General features: G+C 28.4%; 36 protein-coding genes. 7 read left to right on the top strand and 29 right to left on the bottom strand.

Annotation, left to right across the window (positions count from 1 at the left end; genetic code table 11):
• Positions 1-116 precede the first annotated feature (116 nt).
• The 6 genes from GQ540_RS03505 to GQ540_RS03480 all read right to left on the bottom strand — a co-directional run bounded on the left by GQ540_RS03505 (position 117) and on the right by GQ540_RS03480 (position 1,730).
• Positions 117-269: a hypothetical protein gene (locus tag GQ540_RS03505; RefSeq protein ID WP_291797415.1), complete on the bottom strand. Its 153-nt coding sequence runs from the start codon at positions 267-269 to the stop codon at positions 117-119.
• Positions 253-495, bottom strand: a complete 243-nt coding sequence (locus GQ540_RS03500; protein ID WP_291797412.1) for a hypothetical protein — start codon at positions 493-495, stop codon at positions 253-255. Before GQ540_RS03500 ends, GQ540_RS03505 begins: the two co-directional genes overlap by 17 nt.
• Positions 492-683, bottom strand: coding sequence for a hypothetical protein (locus tag GQ540_RS03495; RefSeq protein WP_291797408.1), 192 nt, complete (start codon positions 681-683; stop codon positions 492-494). The genes GQ540_RS03500 and GQ540_RS03495 overlap by 4 nt, the downstream gene beginning before the upstream one ends.
• Before the next feature lie 14 nt (positions 684-697).
• A complete protein-coding gene (locus GQ540_RS03490) occupies positions 698-967 on the bottom strand; it encodes a hypothetical protein (protein ID WP_291797405.1) in 270 nt (89 codons plus the stop codon).
• Positions 968-1,166: 199 nt separating this feature from the next.
• The gene (locus GQ540_RS03485) at positions 1,167-1,304 is read right to left on the bottom strand and encodes a hypothetical protein (protein WP_291797402.1); all 138 of its coding nucleotides are present in this window, start codon (positions 1,302-1,304) and stop codon (positions 1,167-1,169) included.
• Between the two features lie 75 nt (positions 1,305-1,379).
• Positions 1,380-1,730: a hypothetical protein gene (locus tag GQ540_RS03480; RefSeq protein WP_291797399.1), complete on the bottom strand. Its 351-nt coding sequence runs from the start codon at positions 1,728-1,730 to the stop codon at positions 1,380-1,382.
• 2,233 nt (positions 1,731-3,963) lie between these two features.
• Between GQ540_RS03480 and GQ540_RS03475 the strand changes: the two genes are divergently transcribed.
• The 7 genes from GQ540_RS03475 to GQ540_RS03445 all read left to right on the top strand — a co-directional run bounded on the left by GQ540_RS03475 (position 3,964) and on the right by GQ540_RS03445 (position 8,777).
• Positions 3,964-4,146 carry a hypothetical protein gene (locus GQ540_RS03475; protein WP_291797396.1) on the top strand — a complete coding sequence of 61 codons (183 nt, stop codon included), beginning with the start codon at positions 3,964-3,966 and terminating at the stop codon, positions 4,144-4,146.
• Positions 4,147-4,213: 67 nt separating this feature from the next.
• Positions 4,214-4,627: a hypothetical protein gene (locus GQ540_RS03470; RefSeq protein ID WP_291797394.1), complete on the top strand. Its 414-nt coding sequence runs from the start codon at positions 4,214-4,216 to the stop codon at positions 4,625-4,627.
• 79 nt (positions 4,628-4,706) lie between these two features.
• Positions 4,707-5,693 (top strand): DUF932 domain-containing protein, encoded by a 987-nt coding sequence (locus GQ540_RS03465; protein WP_291797391.1) that lies wholly within the window; start codon positions 4,707-4,709, stop codon positions 5,691-5,693.
• A gap of 113 nt (positions 5,694-5,806) precedes the next feature.
• The gene (locus GQ540_RS03460; protein WP_291797388.1) at positions 5,807-7,222 is read left to right on the top strand and encodes an AAA family ATPase; all 1,416 of its coding nucleotides are present in this window, start codon (positions 5,807-5,809) and stop codon (positions 7,220-7,222) included.
• A 27-nt stretch (positions 7,223-7,249) separates the two neighbouring features.
• Entirely contained in the window at positions 7,250-7,522 is a 273-nt protein-coding gene (locus GQ540_RS03455; RefSeq protein ID WP_291797385.1) for a hypothetical protein, read from the top strand.
• A gap of 844 nt (positions 7,523-8,366) precedes the next feature.
• Positions 8,367-8,540 (top strand): hypothetical protein, encoded by a 174-nt coding sequence (locus GQ540_RS03450; RefSeq protein WP_291797382.1) that lies wholly within the window; start codon positions 8,367-8,369, stop codon positions 8,538-8,540.
• A 36-nt stretch (positions 8,541-8,576) separates the two neighbouring features.
• A complete protein-coding gene (locus tag GQ540_RS03445) occupies positions 8,577-8,777 on the top strand; it encodes a hypothetical protein (protein ID WP_291797379.1) in 201 nt (66 codons plus the stop codon).
• Here GQ540_RS03445 and GQ540_RS03440 read toward each other — a convergent pair.
• From GQ540_RS03440 to GQ540_RS03330, 23 genes are all read right to left on the bottom strand, one after another.
• Entirely contained in the window at positions 8,757-8,963 is a 207-nt protein-coding gene (locus GQ540_RS03440) for a hypothetical protein (RefSeq protein WP_291797376.1), read from the bottom strand. The two genes, GQ540_RS03445 and GQ540_RS03440, sit on opposite strands and share 21 nt — an antisense overlap.
• Positions 8,964-9,211: 248 nt before the next feature.
• Positions 9,212-9,397, bottom strand: a complete 186-nt coding sequence (locus tag GQ540_RS03435; RefSeq protein ID WP_291797374.1) for a hypothetical protein — start codon at positions 9,395-9,397, stop codon at positions 9,212-9,214.
• Positions 9,388-9,642, bottom strand: coding sequence for a hypothetical protein (locus tag GQ540_RS03430; RefSeq protein ID WP_291797372.1), 255 nt, complete (start codon positions 9,640-9,642; stop codon positions 9,388-9,390). The genes GQ540_RS03435 and GQ540_RS03430 overlap by 10 nt, the downstream gene beginning before the upstream one ends.
• Positions 9,643-9,688: 46 nt before the next feature.
• Positions 9,689-9,841, bottom strand: coding sequence for a hypothetical protein (locus GQ540_RS03425; protein ID WP_291797370.1), 153 nt, complete (start codon positions 9,839-9,841; stop codon positions 9,689-9,691).
• Between the two features lie 385 nt (positions 9,842-10,226).
• Positions 10,227-10,607 (bottom strand): hypothetical protein, encoded by a 381-nt coding sequence (locus tag GQ540_RS03420; RefSeq protein WP_291797367.1) that lies wholly within the window; start codon positions 10,605-10,607, stop codon positions 10,227-10,229.
• A 25-nt stretch (positions 10,608-10,632) separates the two neighbouring features.
• A complete protein-coding gene (locus tag GQ540_RS03415) occupies positions 10,633-10,806 on the bottom strand; it encodes a hypothetical protein (protein ID WP_291797365.1) in 174 nt (57 codons plus the stop codon).
• Positions 10,799-12,151, bottom strand: coding sequence for a helix-turn-helix domain-containing protein (locus GQ540_RS03410; RefSeq protein ID WP_291797362.1), 1,353 nt, complete (start codon positions 12,149-12,151; stop codon positions 10,799-10,801). Before GQ540_RS03410 ends, GQ540_RS03415 begins: the two co-directional genes overlap by 8 nt.
• A 24-nt stretch (positions 12,152-12,175) precedes the next feature.
• Entirely contained in the window at positions 12,176-12,349 is a 174-nt protein-coding gene (locus GQ540_RS03405; protein ID WP_291797359.1) for a helix-turn-helix transcriptional regulator, read from the bottom strand.
• A 56-nt stretch (positions 12,350-12,405) separates the two neighbouring features.
• Positions 12,406-12,591 (bottom strand): hypothetical protein, encoded by a 186-nt coding sequence (locus tag GQ540_RS03400; protein WP_291797356.1) that lies wholly within the window; start codon positions 12,589-12,591, stop codon positions 12,406-12,408.
• 83 nt (positions 12,592-12,674) lie between these two features.
• A complete protein-coding gene (locus GQ540_RS03395; RefSeq protein WP_291797353.1) occupies positions 12,675-12,881 on the bottom strand; it encodes a hypothetical protein in 207 nt (68 codons plus the stop codon).
• A gap of 8 nt (positions 12,882-12,889) precedes the next feature.
• Positions 12,890-13,054, bottom strand: coding sequence for a hypothetical protein (locus GQ540_RS03390; RefSeq protein ID WP_291797350.1), 165 nt, complete (start codon positions 13,052-13,054; stop codon positions 12,890-12,892).
• The gene (locus GQ540_RS03385) at positions 13,038-13,553 is read right to left on the bottom strand and encodes an HD domain-containing protein (RefSeq protein ID WP_291797347.1); all 516 of its coding nucleotides are present in this window, start codon (positions 13,551-13,553) and stop codon (positions 13,038-13,040) included. The genes GQ540_RS03390 and GQ540_RS03385 overlap by 17 nt, the downstream gene beginning before the upstream one ends.
• Positions 13,554-14,216: 663 nt before the next feature.
• Positions 14,217-14,549: a hypothetical protein gene (locus tag GQ540_RS03380; RefSeq protein ID WP_291797344.1), complete on the bottom strand. Its 333-nt coding sequence runs from the start codon at positions 14,547-14,549 to the stop codon at positions 14,217-14,219.
• A gap of 20 nt (positions 14,550-14,569) precedes the next feature.
• Entirely contained in the window at positions 14,570-14,776 is a 207-nt protein-coding gene (locus GQ540_RS03375; RefSeq protein ID WP_291797341.1) for a hypothetical protein, read from the bottom strand.
• Positions 14,777-14,797: 21 nt separating this feature from the next.
• Positions 14,798-15,124: a hypothetical protein gene (locus GQ540_RS03370; protein WP_291797338.1), complete on the bottom strand. Its 327-nt coding sequence runs from the start codon at positions 15,122-15,124 to the stop codon at positions 14,798-14,800.
• Positions 15,117-15,284: a hypothetical protein gene (locus GQ540_RS03365; RefSeq protein WP_291797337.1), complete on the bottom strand. Its 168-nt coding sequence runs from the start codon at positions 15,282-15,284 to the stop codon at positions 15,117-15,119. Before GQ540_RS03365 ends, GQ540_RS03370 begins: the two co-directional genes overlap by 8 nt.
• Complete coding sequence (locus tag GQ540_RS03360) at positions 15,271-15,438, bottom strand: hypothetical protein (RefSeq protein ID WP_291797334.1); 168 nt, start codon at positions 15,436-15,438, stop codon at positions 15,271-15,273. The genes GQ540_RS03365 and GQ540_RS03360 overlap by 14 nt, the downstream gene beginning before the upstream one ends.
• Positions 15,439-15,523: 85 nt before the next feature.
• Complete coding sequence (locus tag GQ540_RS03355) at positions 15,524-15,670, bottom strand: hypothetical protein (protein WP_291797331.1); 147 nt, start codon at positions 15,668-15,670, stop codon at positions 15,524-15,526.
• A gap of 815 nt (positions 15,671-16,485) precedes the next feature.
• A complete protein-coding gene (locus GQ540_RS03350) occupies positions 16,486-16,686 on the bottom strand; it encodes a hypothetical protein (protein WP_291797328.1) in 201 nt (66 codons plus the stop codon).
• Positions 16,687-16,739: 53 nt separating this feature from the next.
• Positions 16,740-17,276, bottom strand: a complete 537-nt coding sequence (locus GQ540_RS03345; protein WP_291797325.1) for a phosphoesterase — start codon at positions 17,274-17,276, stop codon at positions 16,740-16,742.
• Positions 17,277-17,669, bottom strand: coding sequence for a hypothetical protein (locus GQ540_RS03340; RefSeq protein WP_291797322.1), 393 nt, complete (start codon positions 17,667-17,669; stop codon positions 17,277-17,279).
• A gap of 15 nt (positions 17,670-17,684) precedes the next feature.
• On the bottom strand, positions 17,685-17,984 hold the full coding sequence (locus GQ540_RS03335) for a hypothetical protein (protein WP_291797319.1): 300 nt from the start codon (positions 17,982-17,984) through the stop codon (positions 17,685-17,687).
• Positions 17,981-18,331: a hypothetical protein gene (locus GQ540_RS03330; protein ID WP_291797316.1), complete on the bottom strand. Its 351-nt coding sequence runs from the start codon at positions 18,329-18,331 to the stop codon at positions 17,981-17,983. The genes GQ540_RS03335 and GQ540_RS03330 overlap by 4 nt, the downstream gene beginning before the upstream one ends.
• Positions 18,332-18,338 lie beyond the last annotated feature (7 nt).

The raw sequence follows: 18,338 nt of genomic DNA, 5'->3' as shown, positions 1-18,338 counted from the left end.
GTATAAGTGTGTAAAAGTGAAAAAATGGAATAATTTTAAGTTCTTATCGGATATATATGCTTAAAACTTAAATAAATACAATTTAGCGACAAACAAATGGCAATATTGTTACTTAACTACCACTTAATATTATATTTATGAGCAATATCATTAAAATCATCATCAATATCACGATTTAATTGTTTTATTCTCTTCTTTTTCTTCATTTTTCGTGCTAAATTACGTTCTTCACGTTGCTCTACATTAAAATACTCATTCTTTTTCTTCATTTTCTTTCCTTAATTCAACTATTCCATAAACTATTTCTTCTAAAATGTAATCTTGAAACTTTGCCATTACATAATTACCATCATTATCAAATCTATATTTCCTAACCCACCCATTTATATCATCAGCTTCAACACACCCTCTAACATATTTACCATTTAAATAAGGTTTTAATCCTACACAATTAGACTTATAGTATTCACTCTTTCTATCTACAGATATTCTCATTTATTCTCCAACCCTATATTACACCCTTTAACAAAGTCAAATACCTCTTCTTCTAAAAATGCACAGTAAATCATCACATCACCGCTATCTAACTCAATAGCTTTATTGTATGGGCATTGTATCAGTCTATATCCATCATAATCTGAGTCATCAATAGTTTTAATACAATTATACCCCTTTGGAATCATTTCTGTGTAAAATATCAATAGTGTTCCTCAGCATTATCAATTAAAGAATATTTATATATAGACTTAACATGCAATACACCATCTATATAATATCTTTCATAATGAGTTATTTCTGTTATATCATCTGGATTTAATATGGGTTTATTTCCATAATCTAATCCAGTTGGGCCTAATTTGGTTGGATTGTAATACCCATTGACATCAAATGTTTTCTGATTTAACCAATTAGCACAAGTTTGACATGCACCAGTTCCAGCTAATGAACAATAACAAGTCAACATCACATCTTCTCCATTATCATAAATACAGAATTAAAGAATCCACCCCATGCTAGAATAAAATATAATATAATATTACTTATAATATAATTAACAGTTAATTTTTCTTCCTTGAGTTTTTCCTTCAAACCAAAAAATGTAAAAACAATAATAATACATTGTGGTATTATTGTCATTATCTTAATCCCCTTTCTTAAAATACTATTTATTCTTCATCTTCATCTTCATCTTCATCTTCCAGTTTAACCAGATTGTACTTACTCATTTCCTTTAAAAACATTTTCTCGCTATCTTTATCAAATTCAGGATAATATTCACATTTTATTATAACAAGTTCATTCACATAACACCTTTCTTTGGTAATCCTAATATATCAATTAGTTTAGTCCCTAAATCATTTCCTGTCATGCAAGTCATATTACAAACTCACTATATTAAATGGTTTGTAAACACCGCAACTAAAATATTCAGCAGCACTTAAAGCTTCAGTTATATAAACTTCTGGTTCACAATCTTCAAAAGAATCCCAATTATATAAAGTCTTCATTGAACCTAAAGCATAATTAGATCCAGATCCACACGAATCATAACTATCCTTAACCATTGCAACTTGATAATCACTTTCTATACAATAAAGATTACTTTTATACCCAATGAGGAATGTACCACCCGATTCCTCATTATTATTTATATTTGAAAATCCATTGTCCTTAAAACACTTAATGACCTCATCTATAAAATCTGTACACAAATACTCATAATCAGTCATATTTGATTTTTGTTTAGGTATTACCAGTTTATACCTTAATAGATTGATCATCCTAAATGATGATGTACAGCCAAATATCATATTTTTGTTCTTGAATACTTTCTTATCATTTCGTACCCTAATATTTAATCCACTAACACCAGCACTGTCACCACCTATATAAACTTTATTATCTCTTACCATCCCAACGATACAAGTCATAATCTTTCCCCCTATTTAGTTTATTATACTTCCAGCTTAAACATCTACCAGTGGTCAATACTGTAATGTAAGCATTTAATTAAATACTGTCAAGTATAGCTTATTATCGGTTTAAATAGTTTTATACTTTAATATCCTTACAGTTTATACTTATTATAACCTAACTAAATGTTTTGATATTTTTATATATATTTTATATTTCATATAGACTACTGGTTTCTGATTTTTCTGGTTTAGAACTACCCCTACCCCACCCTATAAGTTTAACAGTCTAGGATTTGAGAGTAGAAATAGTTATATGTTTTCCTAGTTATTTATATTTATAGTTTACTTATATACCAGTTATTTATATTCCACCTTCTAAGTTTGAAAAAATCTATTCTAGTTATGGGGATGTGCCGTCACGGTCTATTAACCACCCCCCCCTCGGAACAAAACACCCCACCCCCTTTAATATAGTTATCTCTTTAATATAGTTATCTATTTAATATATATATCTTATCTATTACCCCTTATATATTTAACCCTTCTATTACCCCCCTATGCACTTATATAAATAGAATAGAATAAACTATATTAATTAAAGGGGTATGCATTGAGATTGTTAGTAGTTGAATAAAGCTTTGTTTGTTTGTTCCCTATGTATTTATAAATATATTTTATATATTGGCATGATTAAAATTGTCAATATGTTGACATAGTAATATATATCCTAATACACTAGGGGTAAAATAAATAATAGAATGGCTAAGTAATTGATATCATTACATAAAATATATTAGTATTTTATTAAATAGTTAAATACTAAACAATATATAAGTCATTGATATCATTACATTTATTTTTAATAGTAATCATTACCAATAGTACAGTTAAATAGATTGTATATACTGGCATGGTTAACTGTTTAAACCTCTTATAATCTATTTTTACCCCCTTTAAGAGATTAAGTAGTTATACCTATACAATAGAACGTGTCAATATATAGACAGTACATAGAATGGCTAGATATATCCTATTTAAATAAATAAGAATATTAACAGGCACTGAATAAGTTCTATTTGTTTAAATAGAACTACCTATTATAGTATATAGTTAAATGCTTAATCAGTTAGTTGTCCTACTATATAGGTAGTTAAATAGTTTTACAAATGAATAGGCATGGGCGGGTGGTGGTGCCGCCTTATTTATTTTTCACTAAACAATTATCTATTTTTCATTAAACTAAACAATCTATTTATATAACTCTTATACATTAAACCATACTCTTATACATTATATACATAGACTCATAACTATTAATATACTAATAGGCTTTATCCACTACTCAATACATTATATACCGCTATACATAGGTTAAAGGTTAGTTAGTGCCATATAGGGTTAATAGTTAGATAACAGTACTAGTTAATCATATATATAAGGTATTAATATCATTAGTTATTATATAAAGGTATATGAGAGGATTGGTAATAGCATAAAATATGGTACTTTTATTTATTTTGAAAAAGTGAATTATTTTAAATTATTTTCTTGACATTAGTTTGATTAGTTAATAAAAGTATAACTGTAGTATTTATTTAACTTAGAAAATAAGGGAGACAAGATGATTAATACTTATAGGAAAACAAAAAAGGGATTAACTCGATTACAGAAAGTATTTTGTGCTTTTGTCTATACTGGTCTATTTTGTTTGATGATGACTAGTATCACTTATTTTGCACTACTAACAAGTAACTAAAGGGGCTTATTATGATTAACATTATTTTTATAGGATTAATGATTACCATGATTAATTTTGTTCTTTTTGTACTTATAGAAAATAATATTAACTTGCTGAAAATGGTATTCGGATTGAATAACAATTTGAGAATAAATGATATTTATAACACATTGAAATTATCCCCTGTATGGGAGAAATTGAGCTTTAAACAAAAAATTGATTGTTTTGTGGAATTATACACTATATAAAGTAAATCACTGTACTGGCAATATTTGCCGCTATTAAAACACTATAAAAAGGGGTTGCGCTATGACTAAAAAACAAACTATTAAAATCAAAACTACCTTGAATAAAAAATCATTACAGGCTCAAAAAGATTTTTATGCTTATCAATGTGAAAATAACGGATTGAATACGGATTTTTTAGAAGTTGATAAAATGCTGGATAATGATACTAACAAGATATCGCCCTTGACTTGTTTAGTTAATTAAATTATAAATAATTTTTTAAAGTCTTTTTAACCAAAAAAAAAACAATTTAAAAAGTGAGAAAAAGATTATGAAAGTAACAAAAAAAGTAAGCGAATTCGGCAATATCAATATTAATTTTACAGAATTACCAGCGGTTGATCATAAAGTCTCGTACTGTGTCAGTCAGACTAGTAACTCTTATCAACACAATGACTTATCACTATCTCATCTTGACAATGTACAATTTGGCGATCTTACTATTGATTTATCTATGCCGATACCCAGTTTAACAAGTTATAACAAAAAAAATTCGGTAGAGCATATTGCAGATGTTATCCAAAAACGTGCCGATTATATCAATTATTGTTGTGCTGAGTATGTAAAAAAGAACACTGAGAGTTGTGATATACTAAGCAAAGACTCAGCCCTTGAAAAACTTGCTGAGTCAAACAACGTTTTTTATCGTAATAAAAAAGGCCAAATACAAAAACTTGATATCTGATAACTAATTAAATTGTTTTAAATTCGTTTTACTGTTTTACATTATTGTCTGAATATATCAGATAAGAAATTAATTTTTATTGGGAGAAAAAAATATGAGTCATTTAATGCAGGAAAAAAGATTTGCAAGCAAAGTGAGTAATCCATGGTGGGCTAATGGCGAAAATTATATTTATAAGGATGTTACAAACAATTCATTGTTTGAACTAAGCAAGTGTGACTTTGAGGTAACATTACATAGTGTAAAAGATAGACATGGTGACGATATAAAAAACCACTTTTATCTTGAAAATAACGACAATGGTGCAATTTTAAGACTCTCAAAAGGGCGTTTTACACCTATACAACCGAAAGATTTTTTCGATAAAATTGATAAGTTGGGCGATATTGAGAGTATATGTGGTATTGGCAAAGGCGAAAAAATCATATTTAATCTATTAGGAAAACAATTTAATATTGGTGAAGGCAACACTCATAATAGTAATATCAGTTGCCTATTGCCGCTTGATGGCACCAAAAAACCTACCATTGGATTGAATGACAAGAGAGTTGAATGCAATAATACTTTTGTGCAATGGTATGGCAATCTAGCTAATGAGACAACTTTCACGGCCAAACAAACAAAAAGTTGTTCTGCTAAAATTGACAACTTCGTTTCTACTTTTTTAGAGTTGCAAGAAAAACAAACTAGTTTACATAATACTTTTAAGAACTTGGCAAATATTGAATTTTCGCCCGACAAACAAATGACTCTAATTTCTTCGTTTTTTGATGACAAGGAAAGCGCAACTAGTATTAATAAAATGCGGCAAGTGGCTGAAATACTTAAAAATAACGCAACTACTAGCAAAGTACCTGCGGCCCAAAAAGGCACTGGATACGAATTATTTAATGCCGTCACTTTTTATACTAACCATGCATCCAGTTTAAAGAAAAATACCGACAGGGAAGAAAGCTTATTATTTGGTAGTAGTCAAAGCTTTGCTGAAAAGTCATTAAATTTAATTCTTGACATGGAGCCGACAAAAATTAGAAATGAAAATCTTGTTAGGTCTATTACCCTGTAAATTATGACAAATAAAGCGCAAAAATTCATTTTAAAGTTTTTTTGCGCTTTTCTGGTTATATCGTACAACAATATTTATTAAAGGCTTAAAAACCAAAAAAACAAGGGGTAAAAATGAAACAATCTTACAATCTAACAAACTATGTCAAGGCAAGTTTTCCACTGATAAATATTAAAACTGATGAGATAAAAAGAGCGATCAATACTTTTTATGTTGATCAACCTTTTAATAAATATTGTTGGAATGCTATCAACGGTATAAATTCAGAATATGTCAATATTAATGATTTATTAGATTTTTCTACTACTATAAAAAATAGTATTATTTTTATAGAAAGTGGCAATTGGTTCTTTGAAGAGAAAGGTGTTTTACAACTTGTTTTGAATAATATAGACCTATATAAAAATAATAGCGTCACTCTGTGTATTGTTCAAACTGATAAAATAAATTCATTTTTTGATAAAATAGTCCATGATATCAATTTTGATCTACCGGAAAAAATAGATTTTATTGATATGATTAATAATTTAAATTTGCCCGAAAATATAAAGAAAACTTTAAATAGTAAAACAGTGGATAAAATAGCAAATTGCTTGCTAGGTCTTTCATTTGAAGAAAGCCAAAACATACTAGCCAAATCTATTGTTGACAGTGGAAAAATTGATTTGGCTATAATTGATAGCAGCAAAGAAAACATAATTAATAACTCTGGTTTTATGACTATCTGTAAAAGTGAAAATATTGAAAGTGTCGGGGGATTAAAACCACTTAAGCTTTATATAAATAAACGTTTACAGGCATATGATGAAAAAAATAGTCATATGCCAAAATTGAAAAATATTATGCTGGTCGGTATCCCAGGTTGTGGAAAAAGTTTGGTAGGTAAAACTATTGCCAGTCTAATGAATAGAACCTTTATAACTGCTAACATGGGTAATATGAAAAATAGCTTAGTTGGTGAAACTGAAAAAAATACAAGAAAATTTACTGATATCATTGATAAATTAGGCAATAATGCGGTGGTTTTAATGGATGAAATTGAAAAACAATTTTCAACTGGGAGTGGAGATAGTACAAATTCAAGTCAATTAGGGCATATGCTAACATGGTTTAATGATCGCACAAACGATGCTGTTATTGTTGCAACTGCTAATAATTTGGATAGCTTGCCTAGTGAGTTTTTACGTTGTGGTCGGTGGGACGCAATATTCTTTGTTGATTATCCAAACAATGAAGAACGAAAAGAAATTATCACAATCATGAATAAAAAATATAAAACTAAAATAAATACTAATATTAGTGAAAAAATGCTCAATTTTTCAGGTGCTGAGATTGAACAAGTTATAAAGGATAGCTACTTTGATGACATTAAATACTTGTTAGCTAATACTCCTACACTTTACAAAACTAACAAATCTAAAATTGATAGAATTAAGGCATTTTCTAAAAATTATCGGAAAGCCAATAGCAATGATTTAACAACTAATAAAACAATAGAAAATAACAATTTTAGTAGAACTATTAATTAATAAAATTTAACTTAAAAAGGTGTAATCATGAACTATGATAAAGAGCTTGTAAATTTTTATGAGTTGCCTGAAGACTGGCGAAAAGAAGCGATGTCAAACGCTGATAATTATGAAGAAATAACTTATATAATGCCTGATGAAGATAAAACGCCAGAAAAACATATCTTATGGGATTTGTCCGAATGTATGAGAACTGATGGAAATAGTATATTTGATGGAATTATAGGTGTGTCTAATAATTCTGCTATCGGCATTAATATTAGTGATTGCGGCACTATGTGCAAGATGACATTTATTTAATTTATAAAACATGCACTCACAGGCTATTAACTCTTAATTGAGTTAATAGCCTTTTTTTGCGTTATAGGCATTTTTGATGGTTTAATTAATTAGTAATTGAATTTTTAAAAAAGCTTATAAAATGTTAATTTTAATCTACTCAGCATAATATACATAGTTTAAAGGGTTAGATTTTAACCGTTATAAGCTCAATTAGTTCATAGTATACTAAAACAAGCTGATCTTTTAAAAAGGCTTTACAAGTGAAATTAAGGCTATTTAACAAGGGTTGATTTTGCATGGTGTTTTTTTTGTCCGATACAATAGGTAGAACTATGATTTTGTATAGTGTTTTTCACTGTTTAATTTTTCCACTAACAGCCTTTAACTTTTTTAAATACTAGGCAATAGAAATTATTTAACAGAACGTTACAAGGGGATTTAATGGCATTTTCAAGGGTTAAAAGATGATAAGACATAAACCATTGATATTACAGAAAAAGTGCTTTTTGTAGGTAGAACTACCTATACGGCCTGGAAATTTTTTAATTTACTATACATCCGTAAAACGTAAAAAAAGGAAAACAAGAACTAAATCTTATCTCCCTAATAACGGCAACTGTACGGATTTTTTTTCTAATAACTGAAAGTGTAAGGATTTTTTTTCTAATAACGGCAACTGTAAGGATTTTTTAAACTGTTCTAAATTTAAATTAGTCATTCAGGAAAACATAATTCAAGATTTAGAAAAACAAATTGATATTTTTAAACAAAAAAGTGATGACACTCTCAATATAAGAGATTTAATTATTGAAAAACAAATTCTTGTTCTTGAAATATTAAGCAAACTAACATAAGGGGAATTATGAAAACAAATGTTGTAATATGGTGTTGGGAATGCCAAGAGGATGTTTTTATTATCAATCCAGAACTAACAATTGACTTTACAAGGAAAGAAAAAGGTTATAGTGGGAAATGTCCTAAGTGTTATACTTTACTATTTGAATTTATTGAATTTGAACAACAACAAAAGGAATAATTAAACCTTCACTATAAAAAACCGATAAGTAAATACATGGAATATAAAAACGAATGTATTTATTATAAAGGTTGTAAAATACCTAGAGCAAAGATTGATATTGACAAGCCAAACATGAAATTAACTGTTTGGCTTGTCAATGATTATGGAATATCTTCTTGCAGTAATGAAGAACAACGAATTAGGAAAGTATTACAAAACAAGTTTAAAAGCTTTTCAATCACTTGGAAAAGATAACCCTTTACTTTCTAATGAATTAAATACAAGTTGATATAATTCATTCAATCGCCTACCACTAATTAAAACCATATCATCATCATTATATCGTATTTCTATATTATTACTATCTAAATAATTAATTTCAGAATATATTTTTTTCATATCACGAACAAGTTCTTTGTAGTTCTTCTCAAGTTTATTCATTATCATCCTTTATAATAAAATCAGTGTGGCTTTTTTCTAATAACTGAAAGTGTGTGGCTTTTTTTTACCATTCCATCTTACCCTCATATTCTAAATCACAAATAATTGGAGTATTATACATTCTAGGCAGTTTAATTTGTTTTACAGTAATTTTCTTAGAATCATCATTTTTATAAGTTACTAAACAATTGCTGCAAGTGTAATAACTAGATTTGTATGAATTAAATGATAAGTGACAAAATGGACATTCAATTTTTATTTTCTTCTTTGTATTCAATTAATTTCCTTTTAATATTAAAATCATTATCGACATTATACATGAAAGGTTTAATTTCTAGTACCTTAATTAAATTAATTAATTTTAAACGATCAATACTTGTATCTATACCTAATTCAATTCTATTACAAATTATATCTACTTCATTTATCTCCATAATTTACACGCTGGATTTCTTATATAATAATTATTATCAAATTCAAATACATGACCTTTGCTAAAATGTATGCAATCTTCAAAACATTTACCAATTGGAATATGTTTTTGATTCAAAGGACACAATTTACTAGTCATATTTTCTCTACGATGAATTAATACTTCATCACATCTTTTTTCTTGTTTATCTAATCTTTCCAAATTATTTCTTACTTCTTCAGATTTACTTACTTTTTTGTTTTTCATTAAATTTTGATATTTATTATATAATAATTTTATCATGTAATACCCCTTATTTTTTTTGATAAGCACCAACACTAATAGTTTTACATCTAGAACATTGATATAAACCAGTATCTCTAACAAGTTCGCTATAAATATCTGGCTTTCTCACATTTATAATATGAATCCAATTACACTGTTTAAAATAACATAGAAATTTCATGATTTAATCACTCCAATTTGCAGAATTAAAATTATTTTTATTTTCCTTTCTACGAGCATTTTCCATTAAATAAATCTATTCCCAATATTTATCTTCTGATAAGTCATTATACCATAAAAACAATCTCCATAATATACTTCTAATTAATTCTTTTACTCTCTGAAAATAAGTTAAGCTACCCATTGTGATTTTTCCTTTCTGTGTAGTGTAATTTTAACGCTAACAAACATCTAATTGCAACGATTATATATTTTCCATGCCCAAGTATGTTAAGATTTTTAATCTTCTAAAACACTCTCTATATGCTTCTTTTTTCTATTATACTTCTTTTTGTCTTTTATGACTTTAGTTGGTGGAGCAATTGGAAGTCTTATCTTTGGTTTTTTCATTTGTATTTGCTTAAAATATCTTTTATATTATTTAAATATAACTCTCTTTTTTCATCTGCTTGAATTTTCATGATTTTATGATCTTTATCAAAAGCAATATATGGAGCAAGAGCCATGTGAGTAAATTTAATTAGATTTTTAATATCTTTTTTATCTATACTGCAAACTACACTTTCTTTATTGGTTGAAAAACCTGTACAATCTGATTCTTTTATATCCTTTGTTATCTCTATTTGTTTTTTTGCTGGTTTTTTAAAATTAGATGCTGGCACCCAAATAGTATTGTAATTATCATTTTTAATAAAAAAACAGTTTTTAACTCCCCACCCGCCAATATCAAAATTGTCTGTTTTAATTATTGTATAATACTTATTCATAGTTAGTGTTTTAACAGTATTAACTTTACATTTTGCTTTCTTCATTGATTTTCCCCAATTGTTTAGTTAATTTATCTAATTTAAAATGGATTATTGTTTGTAATTCTTTTTTATCATAATGATTATACCTATATTCAAACAAATCATCTATTTCATTTATGATTTTTTGATATTCATTTATTACCTTGTCTTTATTCATTTATAATCCCTTCCCTAAAACAGTAGGATGGTAATCTATGGCTAAATGTCAAACTTGTTCTTAAAAAACCTGGAGTTATTATTTCAAATTGATCTTCACCAACTGAATGTATTACAGATTCTAATAGTATTGTTGCCATGCCAATTTCTCTTGTTCCATATGATCCAACAATGTAGTGGTCAACTTTAGATTTATTATCTTCAAAGAATTGCCATAATCCTTTTGATGCCTTGATAAATTTGTTTTCATCTGAAGAATCCCACTCAATAGATTTAATACTCCCAAGAATTTTTTCATTGTAGATATGCTTAATGGCTTTTGTTAATTCAGGGTTATCATCTGAAAATGTTCTTGATGACTGTTTTAAAAGTTGTGGGGTTTTCAAACAATCAAGAAATAGGGATTTCATATTATCACTACCAAAAGCATTATAAATGAATTGATCTAAGCTGAGTTTTTTTAATCTATCTTTAAAACCACCACTTACTGGTTGATAATCTGGTGATAATGCCATTAAACTAAAGTTTGTTATAGCCTCTATTATTTCCTGCTTAGTAAATTTATTATTATTTTCAATCTTTGTTTCACTAAACATAGTACCTTTGTTTAATTTATCTAAAGTATTATTAATCCTATCTAAAGTCTTAGTAGGGTTGTTTAAATTATGTTGTCTTAAACCTAAGTTATTCCAATGAGACACAATAGTTGTATTGTCTTTAGATAAATTTACTTTTATTTTCTTAGTTAAAGTTTTAGTATTGCTCTTTAAAGATTCTTTAAACTTAGATCTTTTATTATCTTCAGATGAATAATTTCTTATTAAACTTCTTTTATGTTTTTTTATATATTGTTTCTTTTCATTTAAACTTAAATTATCATCTTTGCTGTCTAAAGATGTATATTCTTCTTTAGAAGAATTATTTACATCATTTATTTCATTAATCTTATTTACTTCTACTGGGCTGATCGTGTTAGGCTGCCTGGGCTGATCGTGAGAGGCAGAGTAGGACGATTGTGTTAGGCAGTTATATTCATCGACAAGATTTTTATACTTTTCCATATAACTGTGAATTACCTTTATTACCCTCTTTCTACCATCAAAGCTTACTTGTTCAATGTACCCTAACTCTACCAATCTTGAAATTCCTCTTGAAACTTTAGATTCACTTATATTTAATCTTTTAGCAATATACCCATTAGAAGCATAACAGTTTGTTTTTGCACTATCTAATGAATCAATCAGCCAAAATATTATAGAATCAATTATTGTTAAGTTTTTATTAAATATTACTTGTCCAGGTAGATAAACCCCTGTTATCCTTTCAATTTGTCTTTCTTCTTCCATATTTATACCCTTCCGTATTTATTTTTAAAAATTTTCATGGTATATTCTCATTAATATTTGTATAGGTCTTGGTATTGCTTTCGTAGTACCATTTAAATAATTGTATATTTTACCTTCAGTAATGCCTAATTTATAAGCTAATTTACGCTTAGTCCATCCTAAATCTTTACGAATATTTTCAAATTCTTCTGGTGACATTTATCCTCCATGTATATCTTATCGGTAGATATTTAAAATACTTTAATATTAAACAATTACACATCACTACGACAAAACTTGCATTTATTAGCTTCAGCCTTAATCCATTCAGCACATGATTTACATTTAATCATATCATCCAAATTTTCATACTTTTTACTAAGAATAAATACCATTGGGATAGCAACAATTGGCAAACAAAACCCAAATATTCCCCAACCAAACCAATTTCTACCCCTCATACTTGCGAAAAAACCTGTCATGCATCCAAAAATAATCCAAAAAATAAACAATTCCATATCAAATCTCCTAATATTTGTTAAATTTAACACCTCTCACTATCTCTTATTGTTTCAACTAATCTTTTTCTCATTCCAGCTTCAACGTAAAAATTAATAGCAATCAAGTAAAATTTATTTATACTGAAATAATTCATGATTTTTTTAGCACGTTCTTCCTTATCATCATAAAGATCTTGGAAGCGATCTAATATAAAGTTGATATTATTTTTTCTAGTTTCTTCTTTATTCATGTTATTTCCTATAAATCCAAATCATCTCTATGGTATTTTAATATTTGTTTAGATTCTTCATTTGATATAACACTTTTTAATGATTTAATTACTTCTGGAATTGTATTATCTGTATAGCTAGCAAGTATTTCTACTGCTTCAGACAGTTTTAATATTCTATACAATTGTTTCATTTTCATAATATCCCCTTACTATGTTGCTAGCTAAATTATATAAATAAACATTACCACCCTTTAAAATATCTAGCATTAATATTTTCTCTGCCATATACACCTTTGCAAAACCTGGATCGCACAAACTAATCATTCTAGTGTTATCAATCAAGTCTGCAAGTTTAATAGTCTTTGATTCATTGCTTGATTGTTCTGTATGATCCCGATCAAGTTTTTTTCTTACTTTTCGACAACCATCTGATTTAACTGAGACATCTGTTAAATCATCAACCATTCCTGAAACTCTAATACCGAATAGATTTTCAATGGTTTTAATATCAACATCTGTATCTTCTACTGTGTCGTGAAGGATTGCAGCAGAATACATTTCTTCATCTGAACTAACAGAAGCAACTAAGCCAGCAACTGAAAACGGATGTATAATGTATGGTTCATTTGTATATTTCCTTACTTGTCCACTATGGGCATCTTTAGCTAATCTAATTGCTTTTTGTATCATGATAATATCCTATTTATTGTTTTTTCAATTTTTACTTGAAGGTAGGGTTCCCATCTTTATCTATGCCACAACTTGCATAATCAGTGATCATTTTTTCAAAAAGATTTAATTTGGAAATGGGTTTTCTTGAGAGGAATCCAGCAATGATCAAAACACCAACTATTGCCCCTATTATTGCAAGAGGGATATAAGAAATAGGAATCATACGGTTTTTGTTCCTTTTTTGTTTGCATCTTTTATTATTTTAAAAGTTTTATCTTGAAGTGTATTATCTTTATTTTGCCAACTCCATTCATATATTGTTATTTTCTCCATTTCCAACACTCCTCTATATTATAAATATAATTACCTTTGAATTCATAAATATAAATATATTTAACATTGCCCCAAAAATCTTTAAAAAGATCAATTAATAATTCTAATGAAAAGAAGAATAATATAAATATAGTTATCGGTATAAATAAAAGTATCAATAATCCCCTTCTCAAGTAGTTGTTTTTTATATTATAAACATCTGGTTTTTTCATATTTTCCTCAATAAATACCATTGATACCAATTAAATATAATGGCAATATATGCAAAATTAAAATTGTAAAAAGCAAGACTCCAAAAAACAAATGAAATTACTATAGAAAATAAATATAAGTTTTTATAAGAAGTTTTCATTTTGTTGTACTATTCCCACTCATTGCAAAATACCATTTCATAGCTGAATGTTCAACTATTAATGGGTATTTAATAGCATAACCAGTTCCAGCTTGTAGATCATCAATACATATTAAGTGTTTGTGCATATGATCAAAATTATTCCATTCACTTAATATGTATTTAGATAAATGATCGAATTCATCATCTGTTAATATACATATAGATTGTTTATAGTATAAAAAACAAGATAATAAATACCAACTAAACGCTAGCTTTGGATTTTTTAGAACTTGACTTAGTTTTGGAACTAGACTTGGTTTCTTTTTTACTTTTCTTGTTAACATCATTTATCTCTTTATCAAGATCATTATTTATTTCTTTTAGTTGGAGATGGTGGAGATTCTTCAGAAGGATCTCCATGATTTTTTAAAACATCAGGATGAATTGGTTCTGCAAGTTTTGGTTCTGTAAGTTCAAATTGAGACTTAATAAGATAAAAAGCCTCTTTCTCTTTACTCCATCCTTTACTTACTACAAAATACTCAAGTTCAACAAACGCTTCTTTTAAATCCATCTTAATTCTCCATTAAATTAATTATTCTTTGTATTTATACCCTTCTAAAAGTTCATATATTGCTAATAGTTTTAATTCTATTCTTTCAAAATTTTCACCCATTTCATCAGCATTTAATCCATATAATTTATGATTGCACCACATACCATTTTTATCACATTCAAAAGATATTTCAACTTCTGCCATTGGATAAAGAAAATATTCGCTTGCTGGATAATAGTAAAAGTTTACAAAACAACCACTTGGAAATTTCTTTTGATATAATATAGATCCTGTCTTATAAACTTGTTCACCATAATTTTTATAATTATTTTCATTTAACTTTTCAAGAAGTCCCATTTTATTCATCCTCTATTTTTAAATATTCTGGATTAACCATTTCAATTACTGTTCCTCTTACCATATCTTTGTAAAATATATTATAACTTATTGTTTTACCAACCCAATATATTCCATACATAAAAAATAAAAATGCTATAGTGCCAATTATATGACTAAATATCTTCATTTAAATCTCCTCTCCAAATTAAACACAACTGGCATTGACAATTATTAGGATGTTGTTTTTCTGTGTGTTCATCCTGTTCTTGTTTACCTGTACCACAAACTGTACAACCCATTCCATCTTCAATAACTCCTATTTCACATGATTCACATAGCATATTTTATCACATCCTTTTTGTTTTGTCAATAGTTATATTCTTTCTTTTACTAGCACTAATATAGCAAATTCTGTCTAGCTCACTGTTAGCTGTCTACCATACCAAATGGATTTACAGGCATAAACTTACCATGTTGTTTTGGGTTAATCATGCCTTGTGTAATCCGTAAAATATCTTTCCACCCACAATGGCAACAAATCATTTCTATTTGTGGCGGGTCACTCAGCAGCATTTGCCCAGTTTGGTGCATACAGTGTTCACTTTTTACACACTCTTTCATAATTTCTCCTTGGTAGTTGGTGTCCATTGATTATAGACGTTATATTACCCTTATATTCCAGGCTTCTTTACTGTCTAAAAATATATCACAACTCTTACAACCAACACTTTCTCCGTAGTGTTTTAGTTGGACATCTGTGGCCCAGTCTGATGTGGCACTTGCAGACTTTCCGCAAAACGGGCATACTAGTAAATCACTAGAACGGACAGATTTTACATTGGTTATTTCTAAGAAGGCTACACACCTGCTACCGTCAGAAATGGTACACGCCATATTAGTTCCTGCATTCCTGCATCGTTTATATTCCTTACATGCTATTTTGTCTGTGAGTTTCACTTCGCAGTCTCCTTATCTCAAACGTTATATTTTAACCAAGAGGATCTCAGAAAGTCATCTTGCCAATATCAGTATAGTGTTCTAGATAGGTTTTGACTATCGCTTTCAGTGATTCCTCATGGAATACAGATAAAGGGCTTTTGCTAAACTTTAAAGTTTCTCTGTCAAGGTGTGTGGTCTGTGTGTAGAAGAAACCATCATCCCCTTTTCCTATAATTATTCTTCTTAGATCGTTTCTGAAAAACGTGCAGTAAGTTAACTCAGGGGGCTGAAGGTCTTTTTTATTTTTAATAAATGTCATAATTATTACCAATTTCGATAACCATGAAATCAATGTTGACAGCAAGAGGCCACATTTATCACATGATTTAATTTTTTTTATATACTTGTTTCTGCCAAGTGCCAGTTAACTTTAACATTAAATAGAAAATTTATTTCAACCCACCATCACAATTAATACACTCCTTATAGTCAACAGTTTCTACCATTAACTCAGCACAGGCATGTCTGGTGTCTTTGTCCTGGTCTAAAATATGGGCAGCAAATAAATTTTCTATCTGCAGTGTATGCTGTTTATTGTAATTTCCCTCTATCCCTTCCATAAACCTTTTAATTCTTTTTTCTAGCTCCATTTTGATTATCCTTTATTTTATTAGTCCACTGATTAATGTGTTTAGGTTTAATATTATCCATTGTCCTTCCTAATTAAATTAAAATTGTCTGGTTTACCATCCATTATAATTCTTATTTCTTCAAGCGATACAGGGTGAAATTGATTACAATCAACACCAACATCATACTGTTTTCCTTCAGGATTTAAATGGCCATGTGAATGTCCATGTAAATTCCAAGAATTATAATGTGAACAGTGCCAAGTTTTCATAGCATAATGACAAACAACAATCATTTGATTATCAATTCTTTTCTCCCATATTTCATGAAAATAAGATTTGCTGTTGTTCTGTCTTTTCATCCAGTGATCGTGTGAACCTTTCAGAAATATGTGTTTGCCATTCAACCTATCTACAACTTCAAATGCCGATGCAAGGGATTTGAAAAATCCAAAATCTCCAGCATGAATTGTAATATCGTCTTTAGTGACAATAGAATTATGGTTCTCAATCATAGTTTCATTCATCTCTTCAACAGAAGAAAATGGTCGATTATTATATGTGATTGCTATGCTGTGATTATAATGTTCATCTGCCGTGAAGTAATACATTTAATTTCTCCTAAATAATCGCTTAATAATATGTACAGCTTCTCTAATATTTTCACCAAACCAGGCAGATGGGTTAGGTATGAAAATATCTTCTTTGACAATCCTTTTTCGTGGAGAGTCAGGATGTTTTAAATATGGTGTTGGTGGTAATACTTTACCCATACCAAAAGGTTTTTTAATGATCATACCAAGTGGTGTTTTTTTATCATTAGCTAATGATTCATCAATTGTATTATCAGCATCAGTTAAGCCAATCCTAGGCCAACCATCATGAATTATTTCAGTTTCTGGATAAAAATTATGTTTCCTTAATTCTTCTTTTCTTTTTTCATTATCTTTAGCATCGGTATAATTTTTATATCCACATTTAGGACATTTAAATATATTTCTCATAAATACCTTTAATTATTATATATTCTTTAATAGTTTCACTACGTTAACAACCTCAACAACCTTAGCTTTGAGAACTCTAAGTTCTTTGCTTTTTTTCTTATGCACTTTAGCTAACAGTAGGTATTTGTTGTGGTAGTCTGGAGTTAAAAGTTCTTTCTCTAATTCAGTAATCTTAGCCTTAAGGTATTTTATGGTGTGTTTGTCTACAGGGCCACAAAAGTTTCCTTCTACGCCAAGTGGTTGATGCACAAAACCGTTAGATATAAACTCTTCATCTATGTCTTTATACCTTCCGCAACAACATTGTAAACTCATAACTCTTCCAATAGTTGACTTTTCAAACAATCCCTATAATCATTTTCAGATTCTGCTCTTAGATGATCAAAATACATCTTTGAGATTTGTTTTTGTTCATCCATTGTTAGATTTTCTTCATTCTTAATTTTATATTGCCTATAATTCCTAAATTGACAGTCCCAACTTGTACAGAATTTAATTTCTTCTCTATTTTTACCAGTACATTCATAACAAAAAGCATTAATAGCATTTTTACGTGATGGTTTTAATTCAAATTTTTCAGCAGGGTTTCTCCGTTTAACTCTTTCAATTTCACCAGCAGCAATTTTTCTATTGTATTCGTTTAATCCTGTCATATCATTCATTCATTTC

Source organism: Lutibacter sp., from assembly GCF_013139515.1.
GTDB lineage: Bacteria > Bacteroidota > Bacteroidia > Flavobacteriales > Flavobacteriaceae > Lutibacter.
Note: the sequence above shows the minus strand (reverse complement) of the source record. Positions and strands in the feature narration are given on the sequence as shown.

What these genes read in the sequence shown, in the direction of transcription:
- GQ540_RS03505 (WP_291797415.1), bottom strand. Translation starts at nt 269, where the DNA reads ATGAAGAAAAAGAATGAGTATTTTAATGTAGAGCAACGTGAAGAACGT.
- GQ540_RS03500 (WP_291797412.1), bottom strand. Translation starts at nt 495, where the DNA reads ATGAGAATATCTGTAGATAGAAAGAGTGAATACTATAAGTCTAATTGT.
- GQ540_RS03495 (WP_291797408.1), bottom strand. Translation starts at nt 683, where the DNA reads ATGATTCCAAAGGGGTATAATTGTATTAAAACTATTGATGACTCAGAT.
- GQ540_RS03480 (WP_291797399.1), bottom strand. Translation starts at nt 1,730, where the DNA reads ATGACTGATTATGAGTATTTGTGTACAGATTTTATAGATGAGGTCATT.
- GQ540_RS03475 (WP_291797396.1), top strand. Translation starts at nt 3,964, where the DNA reads ATGACTAAAAAACAAACTATTAAAATCAAAACTACCTTGAATAAAAAA.
- GQ540_RS03470 (WP_291797394.1), top strand. Translation starts at nt 4,214, where the DNA reads ATGAAAGTAACAAAAAAAGTAAGCGAATTCGGCAATATCAATATTAAT.
- GQ540_RS03460 (WP_291797388.1), top strand. Translation starts at nt 5,807, where the DNA reads ATGAAACAATCTTACAATCTAACAAACTATGTCAAGGCAAGTTTTCCA.
- GQ540_RS03455 (WP_291797385.1), top strand. Translation starts at nt 7,250, where the DNA reads ATGAACTATGATAAAGAGCTTGTAAATTTTTATGAGTTGCCTGAAGAC.
- GQ540_RS03450 (WP_291797382.1), top strand. Translation starts at nt 8,367, where the DNA reads ATGAAAACAAATGTTGTAATATGGTGTTGGGAATGCCAAGAGGATGTT.
- GQ540_RS03445 (WP_291797379.1), top strand. Translation starts at nt 8,577, where the DNA reads ATGGAATATAAAAACGAATGTATTTATTATAAAGGTTGTAAAATACCT.
- GQ540_RS03440 (WP_291797376.1), bottom strand. Translation starts at nt 8,963, where the DNA reads ATGAATAAACTTGAGAAGAACTACAAAGAACTTGTTCGTGATATGAAA.
- GQ540_RS03435 (WP_291797374.1), bottom strand. Translation starts at nt 9,397, where the DNA reads ATGGAGATAAATGAAGTAGATATAATTTGTAATAGAATTGAATTAGGT.
- GQ540_RS03430 (WP_291797372.1), bottom strand. Translation starts at nt 9,642, where the DNA reads ATGAAAAACAAAAAAGTAAGTAAATCTGAAGAAGTAAGAAATAATTTG.
- GQ540_RS03425 (WP_291797370.1), bottom strand. Translation starts at nt 9,841, where the DNA reads ATGAAATTTCTATGTTATTTTAAACAGTGTAATTGGATTCATATTATA.
- GQ540_RS03420 (WP_291797367.1), bottom strand. Translation starts at nt 10,607, where the DNA reads ATGAATAAGTATTATACAATAATTAAAACAGACAATTTTGATATTGGC.
- GQ540_RS03415 (WP_291797365.1), bottom strand. Translation starts at nt 10,806, where the DNA reads ATGAATAAAGACAAGGTAATAAATGAATATCAAAAAATCATAAATGAA.
- GQ540_RS03410 (WP_291797362.1), bottom strand. Translation starts at nt 12,151, where the DNA reads ATGGAAGAAGAAAGACAAATTGAAAGGATAACAGGGGTTTATCTACCT.
- GQ540_RS03405 (WP_291797359.1), bottom strand. Translation starts at nt 12,349, where the DNA reads ATGTCACCAGAAGAATTTGAAAATATTCGTAAAGATTTAGGATGGACT.
- GQ540_RS03400 (WP_291797356.1), bottom strand. Translation starts at nt 12,591, where the DNA reads ATGAGGGGTAGAAATTGGTTTGGTTGGGGAATATTTGGGTTTTGTTTG.
- GQ540_RS03395 (WP_291797353.1), bottom strand. Translation starts at nt 12,881, where the DNA reads ATGAATAAAGAAGAAACTAGAAAAAATAATATCAACTTTATATTAGAT.
- GQ540_RS03390 (WP_291797350.1), bottom strand. Translation starts at nt 13,054, where the DNA reads ATGAAACAATTGTATAGAATATTAAAACTGTCTGAAGCAGTAGAAATA.
- GQ540_RS03385 (WP_291797347.1), bottom strand. Translation starts at nt 13,553, where the DNA reads ATGATACAAAAAGCAATTAGATTAGCTAAAGATGCCCATAGTGGACAA.
- GQ540_RS03380 (WP_291797344.1), bottom strand. Translation starts at nt 14,549, where the DNA reads ATGATGTTAACAAGAAAAGTAAAAAAGAAACCAAGTCTAGTTCCAAAA.
- GQ540_RS03375 (WP_291797341.1), bottom strand. Translation starts at nt 14,776, where the DNA reads ATGGATTTAAAAGAAGCGTTTGTTGAACTTGAGTATTTTGTAGTAAGT.
- GQ540_RS03370 (WP_291797338.1), bottom strand. Translation starts at nt 15,124, where the DNA reads ATGAATAAAATGGGACTTCTTGAAAAGTTAAATGAAAATAATTATAAA.
- GQ540_RS03365 (WP_291797337.1), bottom strand. Translation starts at nt 15,284, where the DNA reads ATGAAGATATTTAGTCATATAATTGGCACTATAGCATTTTTATTTTTT.
- GQ540_RS03360 (WP_291797334.1), bottom strand. Translation starts at nt 15,438, where the DNA reads ATGCTATGTGAATCATGTGAAATAGGAGTTATTGAAGATGGAATGGGT.
- GQ540_RS03355 (WP_291797331.1), bottom strand. Translation starts at nt 15,670, where the DNA reads ATGCTGCTGAGTGACCCGCCACAAATAGAAATGATTTGTTGCCATTGT.
- GQ540_RS03350 (WP_291797328.1), bottom strand. Translation starts at nt 16,686, where the DNA reads ATGGAGCTAGAAAAAAGAATTAAAAGGTTTATGGAAGGGATAGAGGGA.
- GQ540_RS03345 (WP_291797325.1), bottom strand. Translation starts at nt 17,276, where the DNA reads ATGTATTACTTCACGGCAGATGAACATTATAATCACAGCATAGCAATC.
- GQ540_RS03340 (WP_291797322.1), bottom strand. Translation starts at nt 17,669, where the DNA reads ATGAGAAATATATTTAAATGTCCTAAATGTGGATATAAAAATTATACC.
- GQ540_RS03335 (WP_291797319.1), bottom strand. Translation starts at nt 17,984, where the DNA reads ATGAGTTTACAATGTTGTTGCGGAAGGTATAAAGACATAGATGAAGAG.
- GQ540_RS03330 (WP_291797316.1), bottom strand. Translation starts at nt 18,331, where the DNA reads ATGAATGATATGACAGGATTAAACGAATACAATAGAAAAATTGCTGCT.